The 18,899-nt window shown below is 38.5% G+C and carries 16 protein-coding genes; 8 read left to right on the top strand and 8 right to left on the bottom strand.

The window, feature by feature from the left end; genetic code table 11:
• Positions 1 to 10 precede the first annotated feature (10 nt).
• The gene (locus WKI42_RS00965) at positions 11 to 3,361 is read left to right on the top strand and encodes a DEAD/DEAH box helicase family protein (protein WP_368080937.1); all 3,351 of its coding nucleotides are present in this window, start codon (positions 11 to 13) and stop codon (positions 3,359 to 3,361) included.
• 579 nt (positions 3,362 to 3,940) lie between these two features.
• Here the strand turns inward: WKI42_RS00965 and WKI42_RS00960 are convergent.
• Together WKI42_RS00960 and WKI42_RS00955 are read right to left on the bottom strand one after the other, a co-directional pair.
• A complete protein-coding gene (locus tag WKI42_RS00960; RefSeq protein WP_050241520.1) occupies positions 3,941 to 4,411 on the bottom strand; it encodes an arginine repressor in 471 nt (156 codons plus the stop codon).
• 16 nt (positions 4,412 to 4,427) lie between these two features.
• Positions 4,428 to 6,701 (bottom strand): Xaa-Pro dipeptidyl-peptidase, encoded by a 2,274-nt coding sequence (locus tag WKI42_RS00955; protein WP_368080936.1) that lies wholly within the window; start codon positions 6,699 to 6,701, stop codon positions 4,428 to 4,430.
• Positions 6,702 to 7,047: 346 nt separating this feature from the next.
• On the opposite strand from WKI42_RS00955, the gene WKI42_RS00950 reads away from it, so the two are divergent.
• The 3 genes from WKI42_RS00950 (at position 7,048) to pyk (ending at position 12,803) form a co-directional block, all read left to right on the top strand.
• Complete coding sequence (locus WKI42_RS00950; RefSeq protein ID WP_368080935.1) at positions 7,048 to 10,149, top strand: DNA polymerase III subunit alpha; 3,102 nt, start codon at positions 7,048 to 7,050, stop codon at positions 10,147 to 10,149.
• A gap of 82 nt (positions 10,150 to 10,231) precedes the next feature.
• On the top strand, positions 10,232 to 11,239 hold the full coding sequence (pfkA, locus tag WKI42_RS00945; protein ID WP_000820871.1) for a 6-phosphofructokinase: 1,008 nt from the start codon (positions 10,232 to 10,234) through the stop codon (positions 11,237 to 11,239).
• Positions 11,240 to 11,297: 58 nt separating this feature from the next.
• On the top strand, positions 11,298 to 12,803 hold the full coding sequence (pyk, locus tag WKI42_RS00940; protein WP_050224194.1) for a pyruvate kinase: 1,506 nt from the start codon (positions 11,298 to 11,300) through the stop codon (positions 12,801 to 12,803).
• Between the two features lie 307 nt (positions 12,804 to 13,110).
• Here the strand turns inward: pyk and WKI42_RS00935 are convergent, their stop codons facing one another.
• From WKI42_RS00935 to WKI42_RS00925, 3 genes are all read right to left on the bottom strand, one after another.
• The gene (locus tag WKI42_RS00935; RefSeq protein ID WP_368080956.1) at positions 13,111 to 13,338 is read right to left on the bottom strand and encodes a tyrosine-type recombinase/integrase; all 228 of its coding nucleotides are present in this window, start codon (positions 13,336 to 13,338) and stop codon (positions 13,111 to 13,113) included.
• 370 nt (positions 13,339 to 13,708) lie between these two features.
• Complete coding sequence (locus WKI42_RS00930; RefSeq protein ID WP_368080934.1) at positions 13,709 to 13,855, bottom strand: S26 family signal peptidase; 147 nt, start codon at positions 13,853 to 13,855, stop codon at positions 13,709 to 13,711.
• Between the two features lie 117 nt (positions 13,856 to 13,972).
• Positions 13,973 to 14,248 carry an XRE family transcriptional regulator gene (locus WKI42_RS00925; RefSeq protein WP_368080957.1) on the bottom strand — a complete coding sequence of 92 codons (276 nt, stop codon included), beginning with the start codon at positions 14,246 to 14,248 and terminating at the stop codon, positions 13,973 to 13,975.
• Positions 14,249 to 14,578: 330 nt separating this feature from the next.
• Between WKI42_RS00925 and WKI42_RS00920 the strand changes: the two genes are divergently transcribed.
• From WKI42_RS00920 to WKI42_RS00905, 4 genes are all read left to right on the top strand, one after another.
• Positions 14,579 to 15,451, top strand: a complete 873-nt coding sequence (locus tag WKI42_RS00920; RefSeq protein WP_368080933.1) for a DUF4300 family protein — start codon at positions 14,579 to 14,581, stop codon at positions 15,449 to 15,451.
• Positions 15,452 to 15,463: 12 nt separating this feature from the next.
• The gene (locus tag WKI42_RS00915) at positions 15,464 to 15,643 is read left to right on the top strand and encodes a hypothetical protein (protein ID WP_173274428.1); all 180 of its coding nucleotides are present in this window, start codon (positions 15,464 to 15,466) and stop codon (positions 15,641 to 15,643) included.
• A 112-nt stretch (positions 15,644 to 15,755) separates the two neighbouring features.
• Positions 15,756 to 16,067 (top strand): hypothetical protein, encoded by a 312-nt coding sequence (locus tag WKI42_RS00910; protein WP_262081665.1) that lies wholly within the window; start codon positions 15,756 to 15,758, stop codon positions 16,065 to 16,067.
• Between the two features lie 4 nt (positions 16,068 to 16,071).
• Positions 16,072 to 16,788: an alpha/beta hydrolase gene (locus WKI42_RS00905; protein WP_368080932.1), complete on the top strand. Its 717-nt coding sequence runs from the start codon at positions 16,072 to 16,074 to the stop codon at positions 16,786 to 16,788.
• A 108-nt stretch (positions 16,789 to 16,896) separates the two neighbouring features.
• Here the strand turns inward: WKI42_RS00905 and WKI42_RS00900 are convergent, their stop codons facing one another.
• Genes WKI42_RS00900 through WKI42_RS00890 form a run of 3 tightly spaced genes read right to left on the bottom strand, consistent with a single transcriptional unit; the run spans position 16,897 to position 18,746 of the window.
• Positions 16,897 to 17,712, bottom strand: coding sequence for a TIGR03943 family putative permease subunit (locus tag WKI42_RS00900; protein WP_368080931.1), 816 nt, complete (start codon positions 17,710 to 17,712; stop codon positions 16,897 to 16,899).
• Positions 17,709 to 18,614 carry a permease gene (locus WKI42_RS00895; protein WP_368080930.1) on the bottom strand — a complete coding sequence of 302 codons (906 nt, stop codon included), beginning with the start codon at positions 18,612 to 18,614 and terminating at the stop codon, positions 17,709 to 17,711. Before WKI42_RS00895 ends, WKI42_RS00900 begins: the two co-directional genes overlap by 4 nt.
• On the bottom strand, positions 18,615 to 18,746 hold the full coding sequence (locus WKI42_RS00890) for an SPJ_0845 family protein (RefSeq protein WP_049511209.1): 132 nt from the start codon (positions 18,744 to 18,746) through the stop codon (positions 18,615 to 18,617).
• Positions 18,747 to 18,899 lie beyond the last annotated feature (153 nt).

Here is an 18,899-nt window from a genome sequence, read left to right as displayed (position 1 = left end):
TGAGAAAAAAATGGGAAATTTTAGCTTTCTTTTAAAAAATGACGAATATGAATCTTTTTCAAAACCTTGCATTGAAGCTGAGAATATGATTGCTACATCAACTGTGGCTACTGCCTTTATGGCGCGTCGTGCTTTAGAGCAGGCTGTCCATTGGATATATAGTCACGATTCATATTTAGAAGCTCCCTATCGTGCTACTCTATCTTCTTTAGTATGGGATGATGATTTTAGGGATATCGTAGATTCTGAACTCCACAAGCAGATAGTTCTGTTGATTCGGTGGGGAAACCATGCTGCTCATGGTGGTGAAATTAAGGAACGAGAAGCTATTTTAGCTTTGCATCATTTGTATCAGTTTGTTAATTTTATCGATTATTGTTACAGCAATGAGTTTGTGGAGCGTTATTTTGATGAGAAGTGCTTACCACTTTCAGCAAACATCAAATACCGAGAAACTCCACAATCTATGATAAAGTTACAAGACAGTTTACCAGAACTGCCTGATTTTCATGAACAGATGGCTGCTCAGTCCGTAGAAGTTCAAGAGACTTATACTGAAAAACGTGAGACTGCAGCGCAACGCCAAGATGTGCCTTTCCATATTGATCAATTATCTGAGGCAGAGACAAGAAAGCTCTTTATTGATATCGATCTCCGTCTAGCAGGATGGATATTTGAAGAAAACTGTCGTGTTGAGATAGCCGTTGATGGTCTCAAGCATGGTTCAGGAATTGGTTACTGTGACTATGTACTTTATGGTAAAAATGGGAAAATTTTAGCGATTGTGGAGGCTAAAAAAGCCTCTGTCAATCCAGAAGTAGGGGAAGTACAGGTCAAAGAATATGCTGAAGCTCTGGAGAAACATATCGGCTATCAGCCAATTTGCTTTATTACAAATGGGTTGAAGCATTATATACTTGATGGTCCGAACCGCCGCCAGATTGCAGGCTTTTACTCTCAAGAAGAATTGCAATTAGTGATGGATAGACGTCATCTTCAAAAACCACTTGAGGATATTTCTAGTAAAATTAGGGACGATATTTCCGGGCGTCACTACCAAAAACATGCGATTGCAAGCGTTTGTGAAGCTTTCTCTAATCATCGTAGACAGGCACTTTTGGTTATGGCAACTGGGGCGGGGAAAACTCGTACAGCAGTTTCTCTAGTTGATATCTTATCACGTCATAACTGGGTAAAAAACGTTCTCTTCTTAGCCGATAGAACTTCCTTGGTTAAGCAAGCCTATGATTCGTTTAGAAAATTACTCCCAGATCTTTCCGTTTGTAACTTCTTAGAAGATAAAGAGGGAGCTCAATCAAGTCGCATGGTCTTTTCAACTTATCCGACCATGATAGGAGCGATTAGTGGTCAAGAAGAAGTAAATCAACGTCCTTTCACTGTTGGGCATTTTGACCTTATCATAATTGATGAGTCTCACCGTTCTATTTATCAGAAATACAAGTCCATTTTTGATTATTTTGATGCAAGGATTGTAGGCTTAACAGCTACTCCGCGTCAAGATTTAGATAAGAATACCTATGGATTCTTTAATTTGGAGAATGGGGTTCCAACATATGCATATGATTTGGAAGAGGCTGTTAAAGACGGATACTTAGTAGCCTATCATTCTATCGAAACCAAACTGAAACTACCTACGGATGGTCTACATTATGATGATTTGTCCGAAGAAGAAAAGGAACATTTTGATAGCAAATTTGAAGACGATAGCTGTGAAAAAGATATTGATGGGAGTGTGTTTAATTCCTTTATTTTCAATAAAAGTACAGTAGAAATTGTTTTAAATGAACTCATGACAAGAGGAATTCAGACAGCCTCGGGTGATGAAATTGGTAAAACTATTATTTTTGCTAAAAATCATGACCATGCGGAATATATCAGAGGTATTTTTAACAATCGCTATCCTGAAAAAGGGAGCGATTATGCTCAGGTGATTGATTATAGTATTAAGCATTATCAGACCTTGATTGATGATTTTAAAATTAAGGAGAAGTATCCTCAAATCGCGATTTCTGTCGATATGTTAGATACAGGTATTGATGTACCAGAGGTTGTTAATTTAGTCTTCTTCAAGAAAGTACGCTCTAAAACTAAGTTTTGGCAGATGATTGGTCGAGGAACCCGTCTATGTAAAGATTTATTTGGACCTGAGCAGGATAAGGAAAACTTTCTGGTATTTGATTATGGGGACAATTTTGATTATTTTCGTGCAGATCCAAGAGATGGAGAGGGTCGTCACATTGTTTCGTTGACTCAGCGTTTATTTAATATCAAAGTGGACTTGATTCGAGAACTTCAGGGACTCCAATACCAAGAAGATCAGTTTGCGAGAGTATACCGTCAGGAGCTTGTTTCAGAACTTCAAGGTCGTATAGAGAGCTTAAATGAGTTGGACTTCAGGGTTCGTATGGTTTTAGATACAGTTTATAGCTATAGGAAATTGGAAAGTTGGCAGAATCTAACTGCTGTTACAAGTGAAACCATTCAAAAAAATCTCTCTCCGCTTCTATTTGATGAAGATAAAGAAGATGAGATGGCGAGGAGATTTGATTTGTGGTTGCTTCATATTCAGTTGGGGCAACTGACAGCTAAATCTTCCACTGTTCATATTTCCCAAGTGATGAAGACGGCTAGAGCTCTTTCTGCTATTGGCAATATCCCGCAGGTTTTTGAGCAGGCTGAAATTATCAGGAAAGTACAGGAGCCTGAATTTTGGAAAGAAGTTAGCTTGTATGATTTGGAAAAAATTCGTCTTGCTATTCGAGATTTATTACAGTTTTTGGATAAAACAGACCGTAAACCCTACTATGTTAACTTTGAAGATCGTATACTCTCCACTGTTCACGAGACCACAGCATTTTTGCAGGTCAACGACCTTCGGTCTTACAATGAAAAAGTTGAGCATTACTTGAAAACTCATCTGGATGAAGAGTCCATTTCTAAGTTATACCATAATGAAAAGTTGACATCTGATGATGTGCTTGTACTTGAAAAATTGCTCTGGGAAAAATTAGGTAGCAAATCAGACTACCAACATCATTATGAAAATAAGGCAATTCCGAGATTGGTGCGTGAGATTATCGGCTTAGATAGAGAGTCTGCCAATCGTATTTTTTCTAAATTTTTGTCGGATAAGAACCTTAATGCTAGGCAGATTTCATTTGTGAAATTGATTGTAGACTACATTGTAGAAAATGGTTTTTTAGAGATGAAAGCGTTAACGCAAGAGCCATTTAAATCTCATGGATCTGTTCAACTACTCTTTCAACACCAACTACCAGTACTTCGTAATATTGTTCAAACCATTGAGCTCATCAATGATCGAGCTGGAGAAGTGGCTTAAATTCTAAAGTGATTGCCATGCTGAGACTCATTTAAAATTAAAAAGAGTAGAAATTTATGTTATATATGAGAAGTTTTATTAGGAAGAATGTCATCGTTTTCCTAGAATACAGTATTAGTTGTTAAGTGGCTGATAAATTTCAAAGTAGATACTTGTACTACGATGTTTGTTGATCGAGTTATTAACAAAAGAGCTACTTTGATTTTAAAGAAATAGAAAACAAAAAGCCGAGCAAGAATTCAATTGCAGGAGAAAATGAAGTAATACTCAGTGAAAATCAAAGAGCAAATTAGCCACAGGCTGCTCAAAACACTGTTTTGAGGTTGTAGATAAGACTGACGAAGTCAGCTCAAAACATGGTTTTGAGGTTGTAGATGAAACTGACGAAGTCAGTAACCATACCTACGGCAAGGCGACGTTGACGCGGATTGAAGAGATTTTCGAAGAGTATAAATCTTCCTAGGATAAAGCAAAACGCATAGTATCAAGGGTTTTCAACACTTGATACTATGCGTTTTCTGATGTTAAAGACTTTCTACCAGTTTTTTTAAAAGCATAATTGTTAGTTGTAGTCATTTATTATTCTTCAAAGAAAAATGGTGGGGCAAATTTTTTCAGTTCTTCAAAGCACTTTTGAGCAGTATCTGCATCTTCACAGATGATAAGGCAAACATCATCACCACAAAGGGTTGCGATAATATCTTGGAAATCAAGAGCATCAATAATTGTAGCGAACGATTGTGCTAGACCAGGAAGAGTTTTGAGTAGGACTTGGTGCTGAATAGGTCGCAACATGATGAGGGCATCTTCCATATAGTTTTCCAAACGTTTTTCCCATTTTGAGATGGAACCATTATTAAGAACATAATAAGCGTTATCTTCTTCGCGGACTTTTGACAGGTTCATATTTTTGATGTCGCGTGAGAGGGTTGCCTGGGTCACTTGAATGTCGTTCTCAGCAAGAAGGGACTGTAATTCAGCCTGTGTATGAATCTTGTTTTTTGCGACAAGAGCGCGTATGAGTTGGTGGCGGTGTTCTGATTTATTCATAATAATGTAACTCCTTTTAGCAAGGTATGGTAAGCGTGGACTGAGTGAGGTCGACAGTCAAGTGGTAGTCGGTATTGTCACGTATGGTGATTTCAAAGTCAGTAGTATAGAGGACTAAACGAAGAGTATCTCCTTCTTTTAACTTGTAAATAGTAGGTTGTAGTTCAAATTGCACATCCATCCATTCATCTGCTGTAATATCCTCTACTAACAGTAGATCAGTTCTATTTTGTAAATTAAGGTAGCCTTTTGTCACGACTCGTTGTGCATCTGGCCTAAATGGTAATTCACAGAGATTTTCCAACATGTGGTAGCGTCCATTATCAATGGTTCTAGCACTTAAAACAGCAGGATAAGGTTGTAGGTATTTCTTTTGACCAAGTTCTAGCAGTTGGGCAGATAAGAGTCCCTTATTTGTGCTGGATTTGATCCGAAGATTGAGTTGAGTTCGACCGTTCAAGTGAAGATCTTTGATTACAGGAAGGTCAATAGTAATCTGATTGGCTTTTCCTTGATAGAGTTCCGTATTGAAGGTCTGGTAGGTTTTACCATAACGCTCAAAATCTTTATCTGAGTACTGGTTTTGAATGACTTTCTCTTCTTGACCAAGTGAGAAGGTTTCAAAGTTTTCTTGCTCTCCAAAGGTATCAAGTGATAACCAAGTCTGAGGGGTTGTATTGTCCTGCCAGATAAGAGTAGGAAGTTTGAAATCTGTTTCTTGTCCCAATAATTTCTTGGTTAATAAGGCATTCATGGATTCACGGAAGTCAATTGATTGCCAATTGTTCATGTAAACATGGGCACCATTATGGAAAAAGAGATGCTTGTTGATATGTGCAGGAAGAGCATGGAACATCTGGTAAACATGAAGTGGTTTGACATTCCAATCCTGAGAACCATGAGTAAAGACAACCTCTGCTTTTACATTATGGGTATTGAGCAAATAGTTCCGGTCCTGCCAAAACTGGTTATAGTCCCCAGTTTTTCGGTCTAGCTGAGCTTTCACTTTTTCTAAGTCAGCTTGGTGAGCTTCATTGCCACGGATATAGTCGCCAGCCAAGAGATTACGAGAGTAGGTTAGTTCAGCAAGGGAGTCAAAGTCCTCACCTGGATAACCACCTGGGCTAGTCACCAGACCGTTTTCTCGGTAGTAGTTGTACCATGAAGAAATTCCAGCCTCGGCAATGATGACTTCTAAACCATCGACACCTGTAGTCGCCAGACCATTGGACATGGTACCTAGATAAGAAATTCCAGTTGTGGCTACTTTTCCATTTGACCAGTCAGCCTTGACTTGACGCTGGCGCGTATGGTCGGTAAAGGCACGGCAACGACCATTGAGCCAGTCGATGACATTTTTATAAGCTTCGATTTGTTGGTAGTCTCCGTTAGTCATGAAACCAGTAGAGTCTTTGGTACCAACACCTGACACATAGAGATTAGCAAAACCTCGTGGAAGGAAGTAGTCGTTGAGTGTATAGCTAGCGTTGATGTGACTTAGCTTTTCCTCAGCTTCTGACACAAGCTCAGCTTGGCCTTGAGGTTGGACGAGATTGAGTTGAGGTTCCTCTAGTTTAATCTTATGAGCAGGTTTAACCTCAAGCTCGCCCTCCATCTTGTAGAGAGCCTTGTCACTAGCCTTGTCATTTGTTCCCTGATGATAAGGACTGGCTGTCATGATGGCAGGGATTTGCCCCTCATAACGAGGACGAATAATGCTGACCTTGACTAGGTCTGGTAGTCCTTTTTGGTCAGTATCGACACGAGACTCAACGTAGACCACTTCTCGAATAACATCATGGCTAGAAAAAGTAGCCAAACTCTTGCCGTTAAAGTAGTGGTAGTCATTATCCTCAGGAATAAGAACGTCACTGACAAGTTGGTCGATAAGAGTATTTCCCTTTTTGGTGCGAGTATTGAGTAACTGATAGAGATTTTCAATCAAGTCACCGTATACAATAGGAAATCCAGTCTCTTTACGAAAAGCTTCACTGTCTTCGAAGTCAATCAAATAAGAAAAGCCTAAGAGTTGAAAGGCAACAGTATAAAAAATATCCGCTGTCAAGTCTTTATCAGATTTGAAAAAAGTTAATATGTTAGTTTCTTTATCTATGGCTAAGCAGGAGAGTGGATAGTCGGTGTTCTCATAAGTGAAAAAGAAGCGACGTAAAAAAGTTTCCAGTAATTCCTTGGGATTGGCTGTGTTTTGTAAATCAAAGCCATATTTTTTTAGTTCAGATAAGATATTTTCTTTTGAGAAAGTGACATAACTATATTGATTAAAACGCATAGAACCTCCATATAGAATGATAGTTAAGGTTATTATATCAAAAAAAAAGCAGAAAGGGAATTGTTAACTGCAAAAGGAAATAATCCAATAAAAATGAATAAAGTGCTAAATTCAATATAGAGAACAGTGTAACAATAGATATAATAGGTTATGATATAAAAATTCTAGGATATTTATATTATATGTTTTCTATTTTATATATAATATAGTATAAATATAAAAAATAATGACAAAAATACAAATGAATAGAAAGTAAATTAGTAAGCTGATGAAATTTTTCTCAAGAGCAGCCTTTTATAGGTGAAAATGGTATAATATAGTGAGAAGGATAGAGGAGAAGTGTAAATTGATCGCACAACTAGATACAAAAACAGTCTATAGTTTTATGGAAAGCGTCATTTCGATTGAAAAGTATGTGAGAGCAGCTAAAGAATACGGCTACACTCATTTGGCTATGATGGATATTGACAATCTTTATGGGGCTTTTGACTTTCTAGAGGTTACAAAAAAATACGGCATTCATCCTTTGCTAGGGCTTGAAATGACAGTGTTTGTAGATGAGCAGGAAGTGAATTTGCGCTTTTTAGCTCTATCTAGTGTGGGCTATCAGCAGTTGATGAAGCTTTCAACAGCCAAGATGCAGGGGGAGAAAACTTGGTCAGTCCTGTCTCAGTACCTGGAGGATATCGCGGTCATTGTGCCTTATTTTGAAGAGCTTGAATCACTAAATCTAGGCTGTGATTACTATATAGGGGTTTATCCGGAAACACCAGCAAGCGAATTTCATCATCCTATCTTACCCCTTTATCGGGTCAATGCCTTTGAAAGCAGGGATAGAGAAGTTTTGCAAGTATTAACAGCGATTAAAGAAAACCTACCGCTCAGAGAAGTTCCCTTGCGCTCACGACAAGATGTCTTTATATCAGCAAGTTCTTTAGAGAAATTGTTCCAAGAACGTTTTCCGCAAGCCTTGGAAAACTTAGAAAAACTTATTTCAGGTATTTCTTACGATTTGGATACTAGTTTGAAACTGCCTCGTTTTAACCCAGCTAGACCAGCAGTAGAAGAGTTGAGAGAACGTGCTGAGCTTGGGCTTGCCCAGAAGGGATTGTCTAGTAAAGAATATCAAGATCGACTAGACCAAGAATTGGCTGTTATTCATGATATGGGTTTTGATGATTATTTCTTGGTTGTCTGGGATTTGCTGCGTTTTGGACGCTTGAATGGTTATTATATGGGCATGGGACGGGGTTCCGCAGTTGGTAGCTTGGTTTCCTATGCCTTGGACATTACAGGAATTGACCCAGTAGAGAAAAATCTGATTTTTGAACGTTTCCTCAATCGTGAACGCTATACCATGCCTGATATTGATATTGATATTCCTGATATTTATCGTCCAGATTTTATCAGGTATGTTGGCAATAAATACGGTAGTAAACATGCGGCGCAAATCGTTACTTTTTCTACCTTTGGCGCCAAGCAGGCCTTGCGAGATGTTTTGAAACGCTATGGTGTGCCCGAGTATGAATTATCTGCAATTACCAAGAAAATCAGTTTTCGGGACAATCTTAAGTCGGCCTATGAGGGCAATCTCCAGTTTCGTCAGCAAATCAATAGTAAGTTAGAATACCAAAAAGCCTTTGAAATTGCTTGCAAGATTGAGGGCTATCCAAGACAAACTTCTGTCCATGCGGCTGGTGTTGTAATCAGTGACCAAGATTTGACCAATTACATCCCTCTAAAGCATGGAGACGAAATTCCACTGACTCAGTATGATGCTCATGGAGTTGAGGCTAGCGGACTTTTGAAGATGGACTTTCTGGGACTACGAAATTTGACCTTTGTCCAGAAGATGCAAGAATTACTTGCTGAAACAGAAGATATTCACCTTAAAATTGAAGAAATAGATTTGGAAGACAAAGAGACGTTAGCTTTATTTGCCTCTGGCAATACAAAAGGTATCTTTCAATTTGAGCAACCTGGTGCCATTCGCCTGCTAAAACGTGTACAACCAGTTTGTTTTGAAGATGTCGTAGCGACTACTTCCCTAAATCGGCCAGGTGCTAGTGACTACATCAATAATTTTGTGGCAAGAAAGCATGGGCAGGAAGAAGTGACTGTTCTGGATCCAGTACTGGAGGATATTTTGGCTCCAACCTACGGAATTATGCTCTATCAGGAGCAGGTTATGCAGGTTGCCCAGCGATTTGCTGGATTTAGTCTTGGGAAAGCCGATATTTTGCGCCGAGCTATGGGGAAAAAGGATGCCTCTGCCATGCATGAGATGAGGGCTTCTTTTATTCAAGGTTCATTAGAAGCTGGACATACTGCGGAAAAGGCAGAGCAGGTCTTTGATGTCATGGAGAAGTTTGCAGGTTATGGTTTTAACAGGTCACACGCCTATGCCTACTCAGCCTTGGCCTTCCAGTTGGCTTATTTCAAAACGCATTATCCAGCCATTTTTTATCAGGTCATGTTGAATTCTGCCAACAGTGATTACTTAATAGATGCCTTAGAAGCAGGATTTGAAGTAGCGCCTCTGTCCATCAACACCATTCCTTATCACGATAAAATTGCCAACAAGTCCATCTATCTAGGTTTGAAATCGATTAAGGGAGTAAGCAATGATTTGGCACTTTGGATTCTTGAAAATAGACCTTATTCTAACATTGAAGATTTTGTAGCTAAACTACCTGAGAATTATCTGAAACTTCCTCTGCTAGAACCTTTGGTAAAAGTTGGTCTTTTCGATTCATTTGAAAAAAATCGTCAAAAAGTATTCAATAATTTAGTTAATCTATTTGAATTTGTGAAAGAGTTAGGAAGCTTGTTTGGGGATACAACTTATAGCTGGCAGGAATCGGAAGATTGGACAGAGCAAGAAAAATTCTATATGGAACAAGAGCTTTTAGGGATAGGTGTCAGCAAACATCCACTACAAACTATCGCAAATAAGGCTATTTACCCGATTACCCCAATCGGAAATTTATCAGAAAATAGCTACGCTATTATTTTGGTTGAAGTTCAGAAAATAAAAGTAATTCGTACCAAAAAGGGTGAAAATATGGCTTTCTTACAGGTAGATGATAGTAAGAAAAAATTGGATGTTACCCTCTTTTCAGACTTATATCGTCAGGTTGGGCAGGAAATAAAAGAGGGAGCTTTCTACTATATAAAAGGGAAAATCCAGTCACGTGATGGTCGTCTGCAAATGATTGCACAAGAAATAAGAGAAGCAGTTGCTGAACGCTTTTGGATACAGGTGAAAAATCATAAATCGGATCAAGAAATTTCACGTATTTTAGACCAGTATAAAGGTCCAATCCCAGTCATCATCAGGTATGAAGAGGAACAGAAAACAATCGTTTCCCCTCATCATTTTGTAGCTAAATCCAATGAATTAGAGGAGAAATTGAATGAAATCGCTATGAAAACGATTTATCGCTAAAAATACGGAAAATAGAAGAATTTTAAAATCAAATGTGGTATAATCAAGAAGAATGTTAAAAGAAAAAGGAGCATAAACCAATATGAAACGTATTGCTGTTTTAACTAGTGGTGGAGACGCCCCTGGTATGAACGCTGCTATCCGTGCAGTTGTTCGTCAAGCAATTTCAGAAGGAATGGAAGTGTTTGGTATCTATGACGGATATGCTGGTATGGTTGCCGGTGAAATTCATCCCTTAAATGCGGCTTCAGTAGGAAACATCATTTCTCGTGGTGGTACCTTCCTTCACTCAGCTCGTTACCCAGAGTTCGCTCAACTTGAAGGGCAACTTAAAGGGATTGAGCAATTGAAAAAACACGGCATTGAAGGTGTAGTTGTTATCGGTGGTGACGGATCTTACCACGGTGCTATGCGTTTGACTGAGCATGGTTTCCCAGCTATCGGTCTTCCAGGTACAATTGATAACGATATCGTTGGTACTGACTTCACAATCGGTTTTGACACAGCGGTTACGACTGCTATGGACGCTATCGATAAGATTCGTGATACATCATTAAGTCACCGTCGTACTTTTGTCATCGAAGTTATGGGGCGTAACGCTGGTGATATCGCTCTTTGGGCTGGTATCGCAACTGGTGCTGATGAAATTATCATCCCTGAAGAAGACTTCAAAATTGAAGATATCGTAGCAAGTATCAAAGCTGGCTATGAATGTGGTAAAAGACACAATATCATCGTTTTGGCAGAGGGGGTTATGTCAGCAGATGAATTTGCTCAAAAACTAAAAGAAGCTGGAGATACGACCGATCTTCGTGTGACAGAACTTGGACATATTCAACGTGGTGGTTCTCCAACTGCGCGTGACCGTGTATTGGCGTCACGTATGGGTGCCCATGCCGTTAAACTTCTTAAAAAAGGTATCGGTGGTGTTGCGGTAGGTATTCGTAACGAAAAAATGGTTGAAAATCCAATTCTTGGTACTGCAGAAGAAGGAGCATTATTTAGTTTGGCAGCAGACGGTAAGATTATTGTAAATAATCCACACAAAGCTGATCTTGACCTGTCACAATTGAACAATTGCTTGTCATAATTCATAATTTAGTTAATAAGACCAAAAGGTCATATATATAAAGGAGTCACAAAAAATCATGAACAAACGTGTAAAAATCGTTGCAACTTTGGGTCCTGCGGTAGAAATCCGTGGTGGTAAAAAATTCGGTGATGACGGATACTGGGGTGAAAAACTTGATGTTGAAGCTTCAGCTAAAAACATTGCTAAATTGATTGAAGCTGGTGCTAACACATTCCGTTTCAACTTCTCACACGGTGACCACCAAGAACAAGGTGAGCGTATGGCAACTGTTAAACTTGCTGAAAAACTTGCAGGTAAAAAAGTTGGTTTCCTTCTTGATACAAAAGGACCTGAAATCCGTACAGAATTGTTCGAAGGTGAAGCTAAAGAATATTCATACAAAACTGGTGAAAAAATCCGTGTTGCAACTAAACAAGGAATCAAATCAACTCGTGAAGTGATTGCATTGAACGTTGCTGGTGCTCTTGATATCTATGATGATGTTGAAGTTGGTCGTCAAGTGTTGGTTGACGATGGTAAACTTGGTCTTCGTGTGGTTGCTAAAGATGACGCAACTCGTGAGTTTGAAGTTGAAGTTGAAAACGATGGCGTAATTGCTAAACAAAAAGGTGTGAACATCCCTAACACTAAAATTCCTTTCCCAGCTCTTGCTGAACGTGATAACGACGATATCCGTTTTGGTCTTGAACAAGGTATCAACTTCATCGCGATTTCATTTGTACGTACTGCAAAAGATGTGAACGAAGTTCGTGCAATCTGTGAAGAAACTGGAAACGGACACGTTCAATTGTTCGCTAAAATCGAAAACCAACAAGGTATCGATAACTTGGATGAAATCATTGAAGCAGCTGATGGTATCATGATCGCTCGTGGTGACATGGGTATCGAAGTACCATTCGAAATGGTTCCAGTTTACCAAAAAATGATTATCAAGAAAGTCAATGCTGCAGGTAAAGTTGTTATCACTGCAACAAACATGCTTGAAACAATGACTGAAAAACCACGTGCAACTCGTTCAGAAGTATCAGACGTATTCAACGCTGTTATCGACGGTACTGACGCTACAATGCTATCAGGCGAGTCTGCAAACGGTAAATACCCACTCGAGTCAGTAACTACAATGGCTACAATCGACAAGAACGCTCAAACTCTTCTTAATGAATACGGACGTTTGGATTCAGATTCATTTGAGCGTAACTCTAAGACAGAAGTAATGGCTTCAGCTGTTAAAGATGCTACTAACTCAATGGACATTAAATTGGTTGTAACTCTTACTAAGACAGGTCACACTGCACGTTTGATTTCTAAATACCGTCCAAATGCTGACATCTTGGCATTGACATTTGATGAATTGACAGAACGTGGCTTGATGTTGAACTGGGGTGTTATCCCAATGTTGACAGATGCTCCATCTTCAACTGACGATATGTTCGAAATCGCTGAACGTAAAGCGGTAGAAGCAGGTCTTGTTGAGTCAGGCGATGATATCGTTATCGTTGCTGGTGTACCAGTAGGAGAAGCTGTTCGCACAAACACAATGCGTATCCGCACAGTACGTTAAGAAAGATATAAAAACCTATCATATCCAGCTTTAGAGCTTGTGTGATAGGCTTTTTTTGTATAGAGGTTAAGAAAGAGGCAAAACTTTCATAATGGATTGATACTCTTCAAATCACGTCAGCGTCGCCTTGCCGTAGGTATGGTTACTGACTTCGTCAGTTTCATCTACAACCTCAAAACCATGTTTTGAGCAACCTGCGGCTAGCTTCCTAGTTTGCTCTTTGATTTTCATTGAGTATGAAATAAGATATGCACAAATTAATTAGGAAAGTCAAATGAATTTCTATAAATGTTTTAGCAATCGCAATCTACTTGTCTAGATTCGATCTGATATATTTTCGATTTAATGATATGGTATTTAAAACCTCCAAAGCAGCTTGCTCCATTCTTTTACTTACGTGAGTGTAGATGTTATTTATTGTTTTAGCGTCTTTGTGTTTCACTCTAACCATTATAGCTTTTAATGGGATATTCTTCTCAGCTAGTGTACTAAGGAGTGTGTGCCTGAAAATATGGGAACTAAGGGGCTGATTTATCGGTTTCGCTAGTTTAGTATTTGCCTTTTACAAAGTGATCTTAAATGACTTTCTCTAAATTTACATATCACTATTGTTTAACAAAATCTAATCTGCTTTAGGTCACTTATTCTTTTTTTGAAATGTAGAATGAACTTTTTCAAAGTTTTTTGAATTCTTTAAAATCTGTTTGTTTTATATCGCCATTCTCTCCCTTTTTTAATTCTCCCTATACAGCTTGACAACTTTCCCGATGGTACGAATATGGTTGCTTTCGTCTAGGTGGACGTCGAGGTATTCGGGATTGAGTTTTTTTGAGATAGCCTTGGCGGAGTTTCTTGATATAGTTAGCACCGTCTACTTGGAAGATGCCGATGGTATTATAGTCAATCTATGGGGGATTCTTGATAAATAGGTAGTCACCGTTTCTTATCTTTGGATCCATGGACTTGCTGACGACATAAGCGATTGCGTCGTAGTCGTCTGGGATTTCATTCTCATAGAATGGAAACTCCATATCTAAATCGTCATCCTGCATCAAGCGGCTACCTGCAGAGATAAACTACCTAATCCTGCATCAAGCGGCTACCTGCAGAGATAAACTACCTAAAACGAGAGTAAGTAGTCTGTCTGTAGTCGTCCAGTTTGATGATTTTTATGATACTTCGTTTATCTTCGTTTCTTCTTCGTTTTTCTGCTCATACAGTTGCCTCTCGGCATAGGTCAGGACTTCACCTTGTCTGGGTGGTGTCCGTTGGTCGTAGATAGATTGGATATCGCTAGGAGAATCCTTTTGAACTGGAGGAAAGAGGGCATCAATCAAGCTACTGAATACTTTAGCTAAGTCAAATATAGTATTTTTCTTAGTAGACCTAACCCTTTTTTCATAATTTCCAATGGCATTTTTATTTATACCTATCTTAGTACCCAATTTTTATTGAGTCCAACTATTTACTAGTCTATATTGTTTTATTTTTAGCCTCTAACAATTGCAATCTCTTCTTTATCCACGAATGAAATCGCTTTCTGTTTTTATAAGTAAAGCATCACACGAAATCCAAGAAAATGAAAACTTTGTTGTGTTTTCGTAAAAAATTTGTTGACAGAGCACGAAACGCCTACTATAATTAAATCAAGTTTAAGGAAATAACAAAAAAACAAATCAGAGAGAAAGACGATGAACACATTAAATGAGAAAGTAATCAATATCTGTAAAGCAGTAGTTAAAGAAACTTTAATCCAAGACATTTAGGAGAAAAAGATGAAGAAATCAAGAAAATTAGCTACACTAGGAATCTGTTCTGCCTTGTTTTTAGGCTTGGCTGCTTGTCAACAACAAAATACTACTTCTGATAGGACGAGTCAAAGGCAAAGTAGTTCAACGAAAGTTCCATGGAAAGCTTCATACACCAACCTAAACAATCAGGTAAGTACAGAAGAGGTCAAATCTCTCTTATCAGCTCACTTGGATCCAAATAGTGTTGATGCCTTTTTTAATCTCGTTAATGATTACAATACCATTGTAGGGTCAACTGGCTTATCAGGAGATTTCACTTCCTTTACTCATACAGAATACGATGTTGAAAAAATTAGCAACCTTTGGAATCAAAAGAAGGGCGATTTTGTTGGAACCAACTGCCGTATCAATAGTTATTGTCTTTTGAAAAATTCGGTCACCATTCCAAAACTTGATAAGAATGATCAAATGCTTTTCCTAGATAACGATGCGATTGATAAGGGAAAGGTCTTTGATTCACAAGATAAGGAAGAGTTTGATATTCTATTTTCGAGAGTTCCAACTGAAGCAACTACAGATGTCAATGTTCACGCTGAAAAGATGGAAACATTCTTCTCCCAGTTTCAATTTAACGACAAAGCTCGAATGCTGTCTGTAGTCTTGCACGACAATCTGGATGGTGAGTATCTGTTTGTAGGCCACGTTGGCGTCTTAGTGCCTGCTGATGATGGCTTCTTATTTGTAGAGAAATTGACTTTCGAAGAGCCCTACCAAGCGATTAAATTTGCCAGCAAGGAAGATTGTTACAAGTATTTAGGCACCAAGTATGCGAATTATACAGGCGAGGGACTGGCTCAGCCTTTTATCATGGATAATGATAAGTGGGTTAATATCTAGAGGTAATCTAACATGGATATAGTATTAGGCATTTTATGTTTATTCTTGATAGGTATATGGGTGAGTACGATAATTAACAGTCGAAAACCAGGAAAAAATGAAAGATTTATAGGTTATATTCAAAGATACGATATTGATGGGGAAGGCTATCAATCAGAAGTATGGGAAGTGACTGAGGAGGAAGATTTATAATTAAAGAACAGAATCTTCTTTACAGTATTGCACCTATTTCCAGACAGTCCATTTGTAGTTTTATCCAGATTGATATATAATTTAAGGTAGAGAAAATAGGAGGATCAATCAGATGGAATTAAAAGATTTTACAGAAAAAGAACAGGAAATGATTAAGAATGGGCTGACGACGTCTAAGATTAGTGACAAGGAAACTGCTGAGAAGATTCTTGCACTAGTCCCACAAGACTTGATTAAGCGAATCCCATTTTTCGTCAGAAAACATGCTACAACACGTACGATTAAACGCATTTCAATTGAACACCCTGAACTCTACGTTGCAGCTCAAACAAGTGGTGAAATTCCAGAAAAAGAACGCGAAGAGTTGCGTCAAATTATCACGACTATCTTTGAACAAAAGATGAATAAGCATAGTATTAAGTAACTGAATGAAGACATTTTTTATTGGCGGTTTGGGAAGCAATGTCTATCATAGCAAGGATTTTTTTCAAGAACTAAATTCGCAGATTTATTTTCTAGATCCATATGAAAAGCATCTTCGAGATGAAACAGAATTGAAATCATGGTTTAAAAATGAGATTGTAGATGAAGAATCTATTTGTCTGATAGGCCATTCTCTTGGAGGAGATTTGGCTCGTTATCTTGCATCGGAATTTTATGAAGTGAAAAAACTAATTCTTTTGGATGGTGGCTATCTAGATTTAGATAAGATTTTGCCTTTAGATACAGAGTTAGAGGAAACTAAAAACTATATTGAATATCAAGTTGTTTCGGACTTAGATGTTCTTATTTCTAAAGAAAAATCCGAAGCAAAGTATTGGTCAGAAAATATGGAGGAAGCTGTAAGACAGTCCTATCACTGGAATGCGCAGTATAATAGATATGAGTTAGTTATAAATTATGAAAATATAGAAGCGATACTCCGCCTACGGAGGAAGATACAAGCTTTTAAGAGAGAAGTGGGAGATACCTTGTTTATCAGTTCTTGCTATTCTAATGAAGCTACATGGAGAGAGGAATCCCTAAAAGAATTGCCAGACTATTTTGAGACTATTTTTTTAGAAAACTTTGGCCATGAGCTTTATACTCAAGCACCTAAAGAAATCGCTAGTATGATTAATGAGTGGCTCGCTTATTCTCTATGATATAGTGATAATTAATATAGGATAAAAGTCTACCTAGACTCAACAAAAAACGAACAGGCTCTTTTTCTGTCATTCAGAAGAGAACTTGTTCGTTTTGTCTTATTTTTCTTAAAAAGCTCGATACACATAGGGGTTTTCTGGTTTATCGACTTTGGTAAAGCTGTCGATTTCCAAGGTTGGGAGGTTTTGTTTGAGTTCTTTATGGTAGTGATTAACCAGTTTTCCTTTGGCTGTTATCCAGGTATTATTTTCATATTGACGGGTATTGCCCTTGGTCAGTAATCCATAGACACCTGAATCCGCGATACAGTGAATAATGCCGAAGCGGAACAGAAATTGGCTATTAGAATGACTGGGGTCGTTATAGACAAAGCCAGTGAACTGGATTGTCTTGCCCTCAAACTCATCTGGATAGTCGTAGATAGCTTCCATGACTTCCATATAGTTTTCGTTAGTAATGTTAATGCTATCTTGGGACAAGTATTTATCCGCCGCCGTTCGCATTTCCTTTTCATAGGCTGATTTTGAAAAATAAGAACTGGTATCTGGTTTCAAATATTGGCTTGTCGTCCCTTCACTTGTCTGAATGGCCAGATCCGTTCCTTCCGATAGGGGGAAATGATAACCTTTAGCAGAAACGGTCTGAGAATCCAAGCTAACAGTTGGGAAAGTTAAGCCGATGACAAGTGGAATAGCCAGAAGAGAAATACTCGTCATCTTGGCCAATCGGCTGTTCAGATGACTGTGGGTTTTGACTTGCTTCATCCAGATATACAATTGAACAATTGCCAAGATAAAGGAAAGCACCATGGAGATATAGGCCAGATAGGAATAGTGCATGTTGATGTACTGGTTTAATTTGCCTGACAAATGGAGGTAAATAGTCAGTTCAAAATAGCCAGCTAAAACTAAAAATCGAATCATGGGATGACTCCAATCAAGAGAGAATAGACTAAGACGACAAGAGTTACAATCGTTATGAAGTGACTGATAAATCGTGCTTTCAAGTAATTTTTCATCATGAGAATATTTTTGATATCCAGCATTGGGCCAATCACCAGAAAGGCCATAACTGGTGCCAATCCGAAACTTGAGAGAAGAGAAGAACCGATAAAGGCATCCGCCTCACTGCAGAGAGAGAGAAGAAAGGCCAAAATCATCAAGAGCAGGATGGCAAAAATAGGGGTTGCACTGATAGAGGTCAGAATCCGAGTTGGAACGTAGACCTGTATTATTGAGGCAAAGAGACAGCCAAATACCAAATAACGCCCCGTATCAAAAAATTCATCAATTGCTTGCACAAAGACCTGAAAAACCTTTTTTGCAGGGCTTAAGTGAGAAAAATCATGCTCATGACAGGCCAGACGATTTTCTTTTTGAATCGGTTCTTGCCAGAAAAATCCTAGAAAAATCCCAAGTATCACAGCCACAAGAATGGAACCCAGAGCTCGTAACAGGGCGATATGGAAGGAGTTGCCAAAGGCAGAATAGGTCGCAAAGAGAACAATGGGATTGATAACAGGTGCTGTCACAAGAAAGGGAACGGCCGTGTAACTGGGAACCTTTTTTTCCAGAAAACGATTGATAATGGGGACGATTCCACATTCACAAGAAGGGAAAAGTATCCCGACGAAGGTGCCAAAAAAGATTCTCCCCCAACGATTTCGAGGGAGAAAATGATAAACCTTGTCAGGTGTGATATAAACCTCAATCAGCCCTGAGACAATGCTTCCTATCAGAACGAAGGGAAGGGCTTCAATGATAATGGAGAGAAAAATGGCCCCAGTTTGAAGTACACTAGATGGGAGTTCTTGGAAAGCAGTCATCTAGTTTTTCTTTTCTGTTTTGGCTTTTTTCTCTTTGTCATCAGGGAAAGTGACTTGTTTCAAATCTGGGAGTTTCGCAAACTCTTCAAACATCTTATCCAAGTCGTCTCGTTTTGTAAATTTTACAGCCATAGGTGTACCTCGATTCTAAATTCTACCTCTATTATACTATTATTTTGAGGAAAAGGGAGTTTTTTAATTTGTTTTCGATAGTTGATACTCTTCGAAAATCTCTTCAAACCACGTCAGCTTCGCCTTGCCGTATATATGTGACTGACTTCGTCA

Source organism: Streptococcus pseudopneumoniae (assembly GCF_038148935.1).
Taxonomy (GTDB): Bacteria; Bacillota; Bacilli; order Lactobacillales; family Streptococcaceae; genus Streptococcus; species Streptococcus pseudopneumoniae_U.
This window is presented reverse-complemented; position numbering and strand designations above follow the sequence as displayed.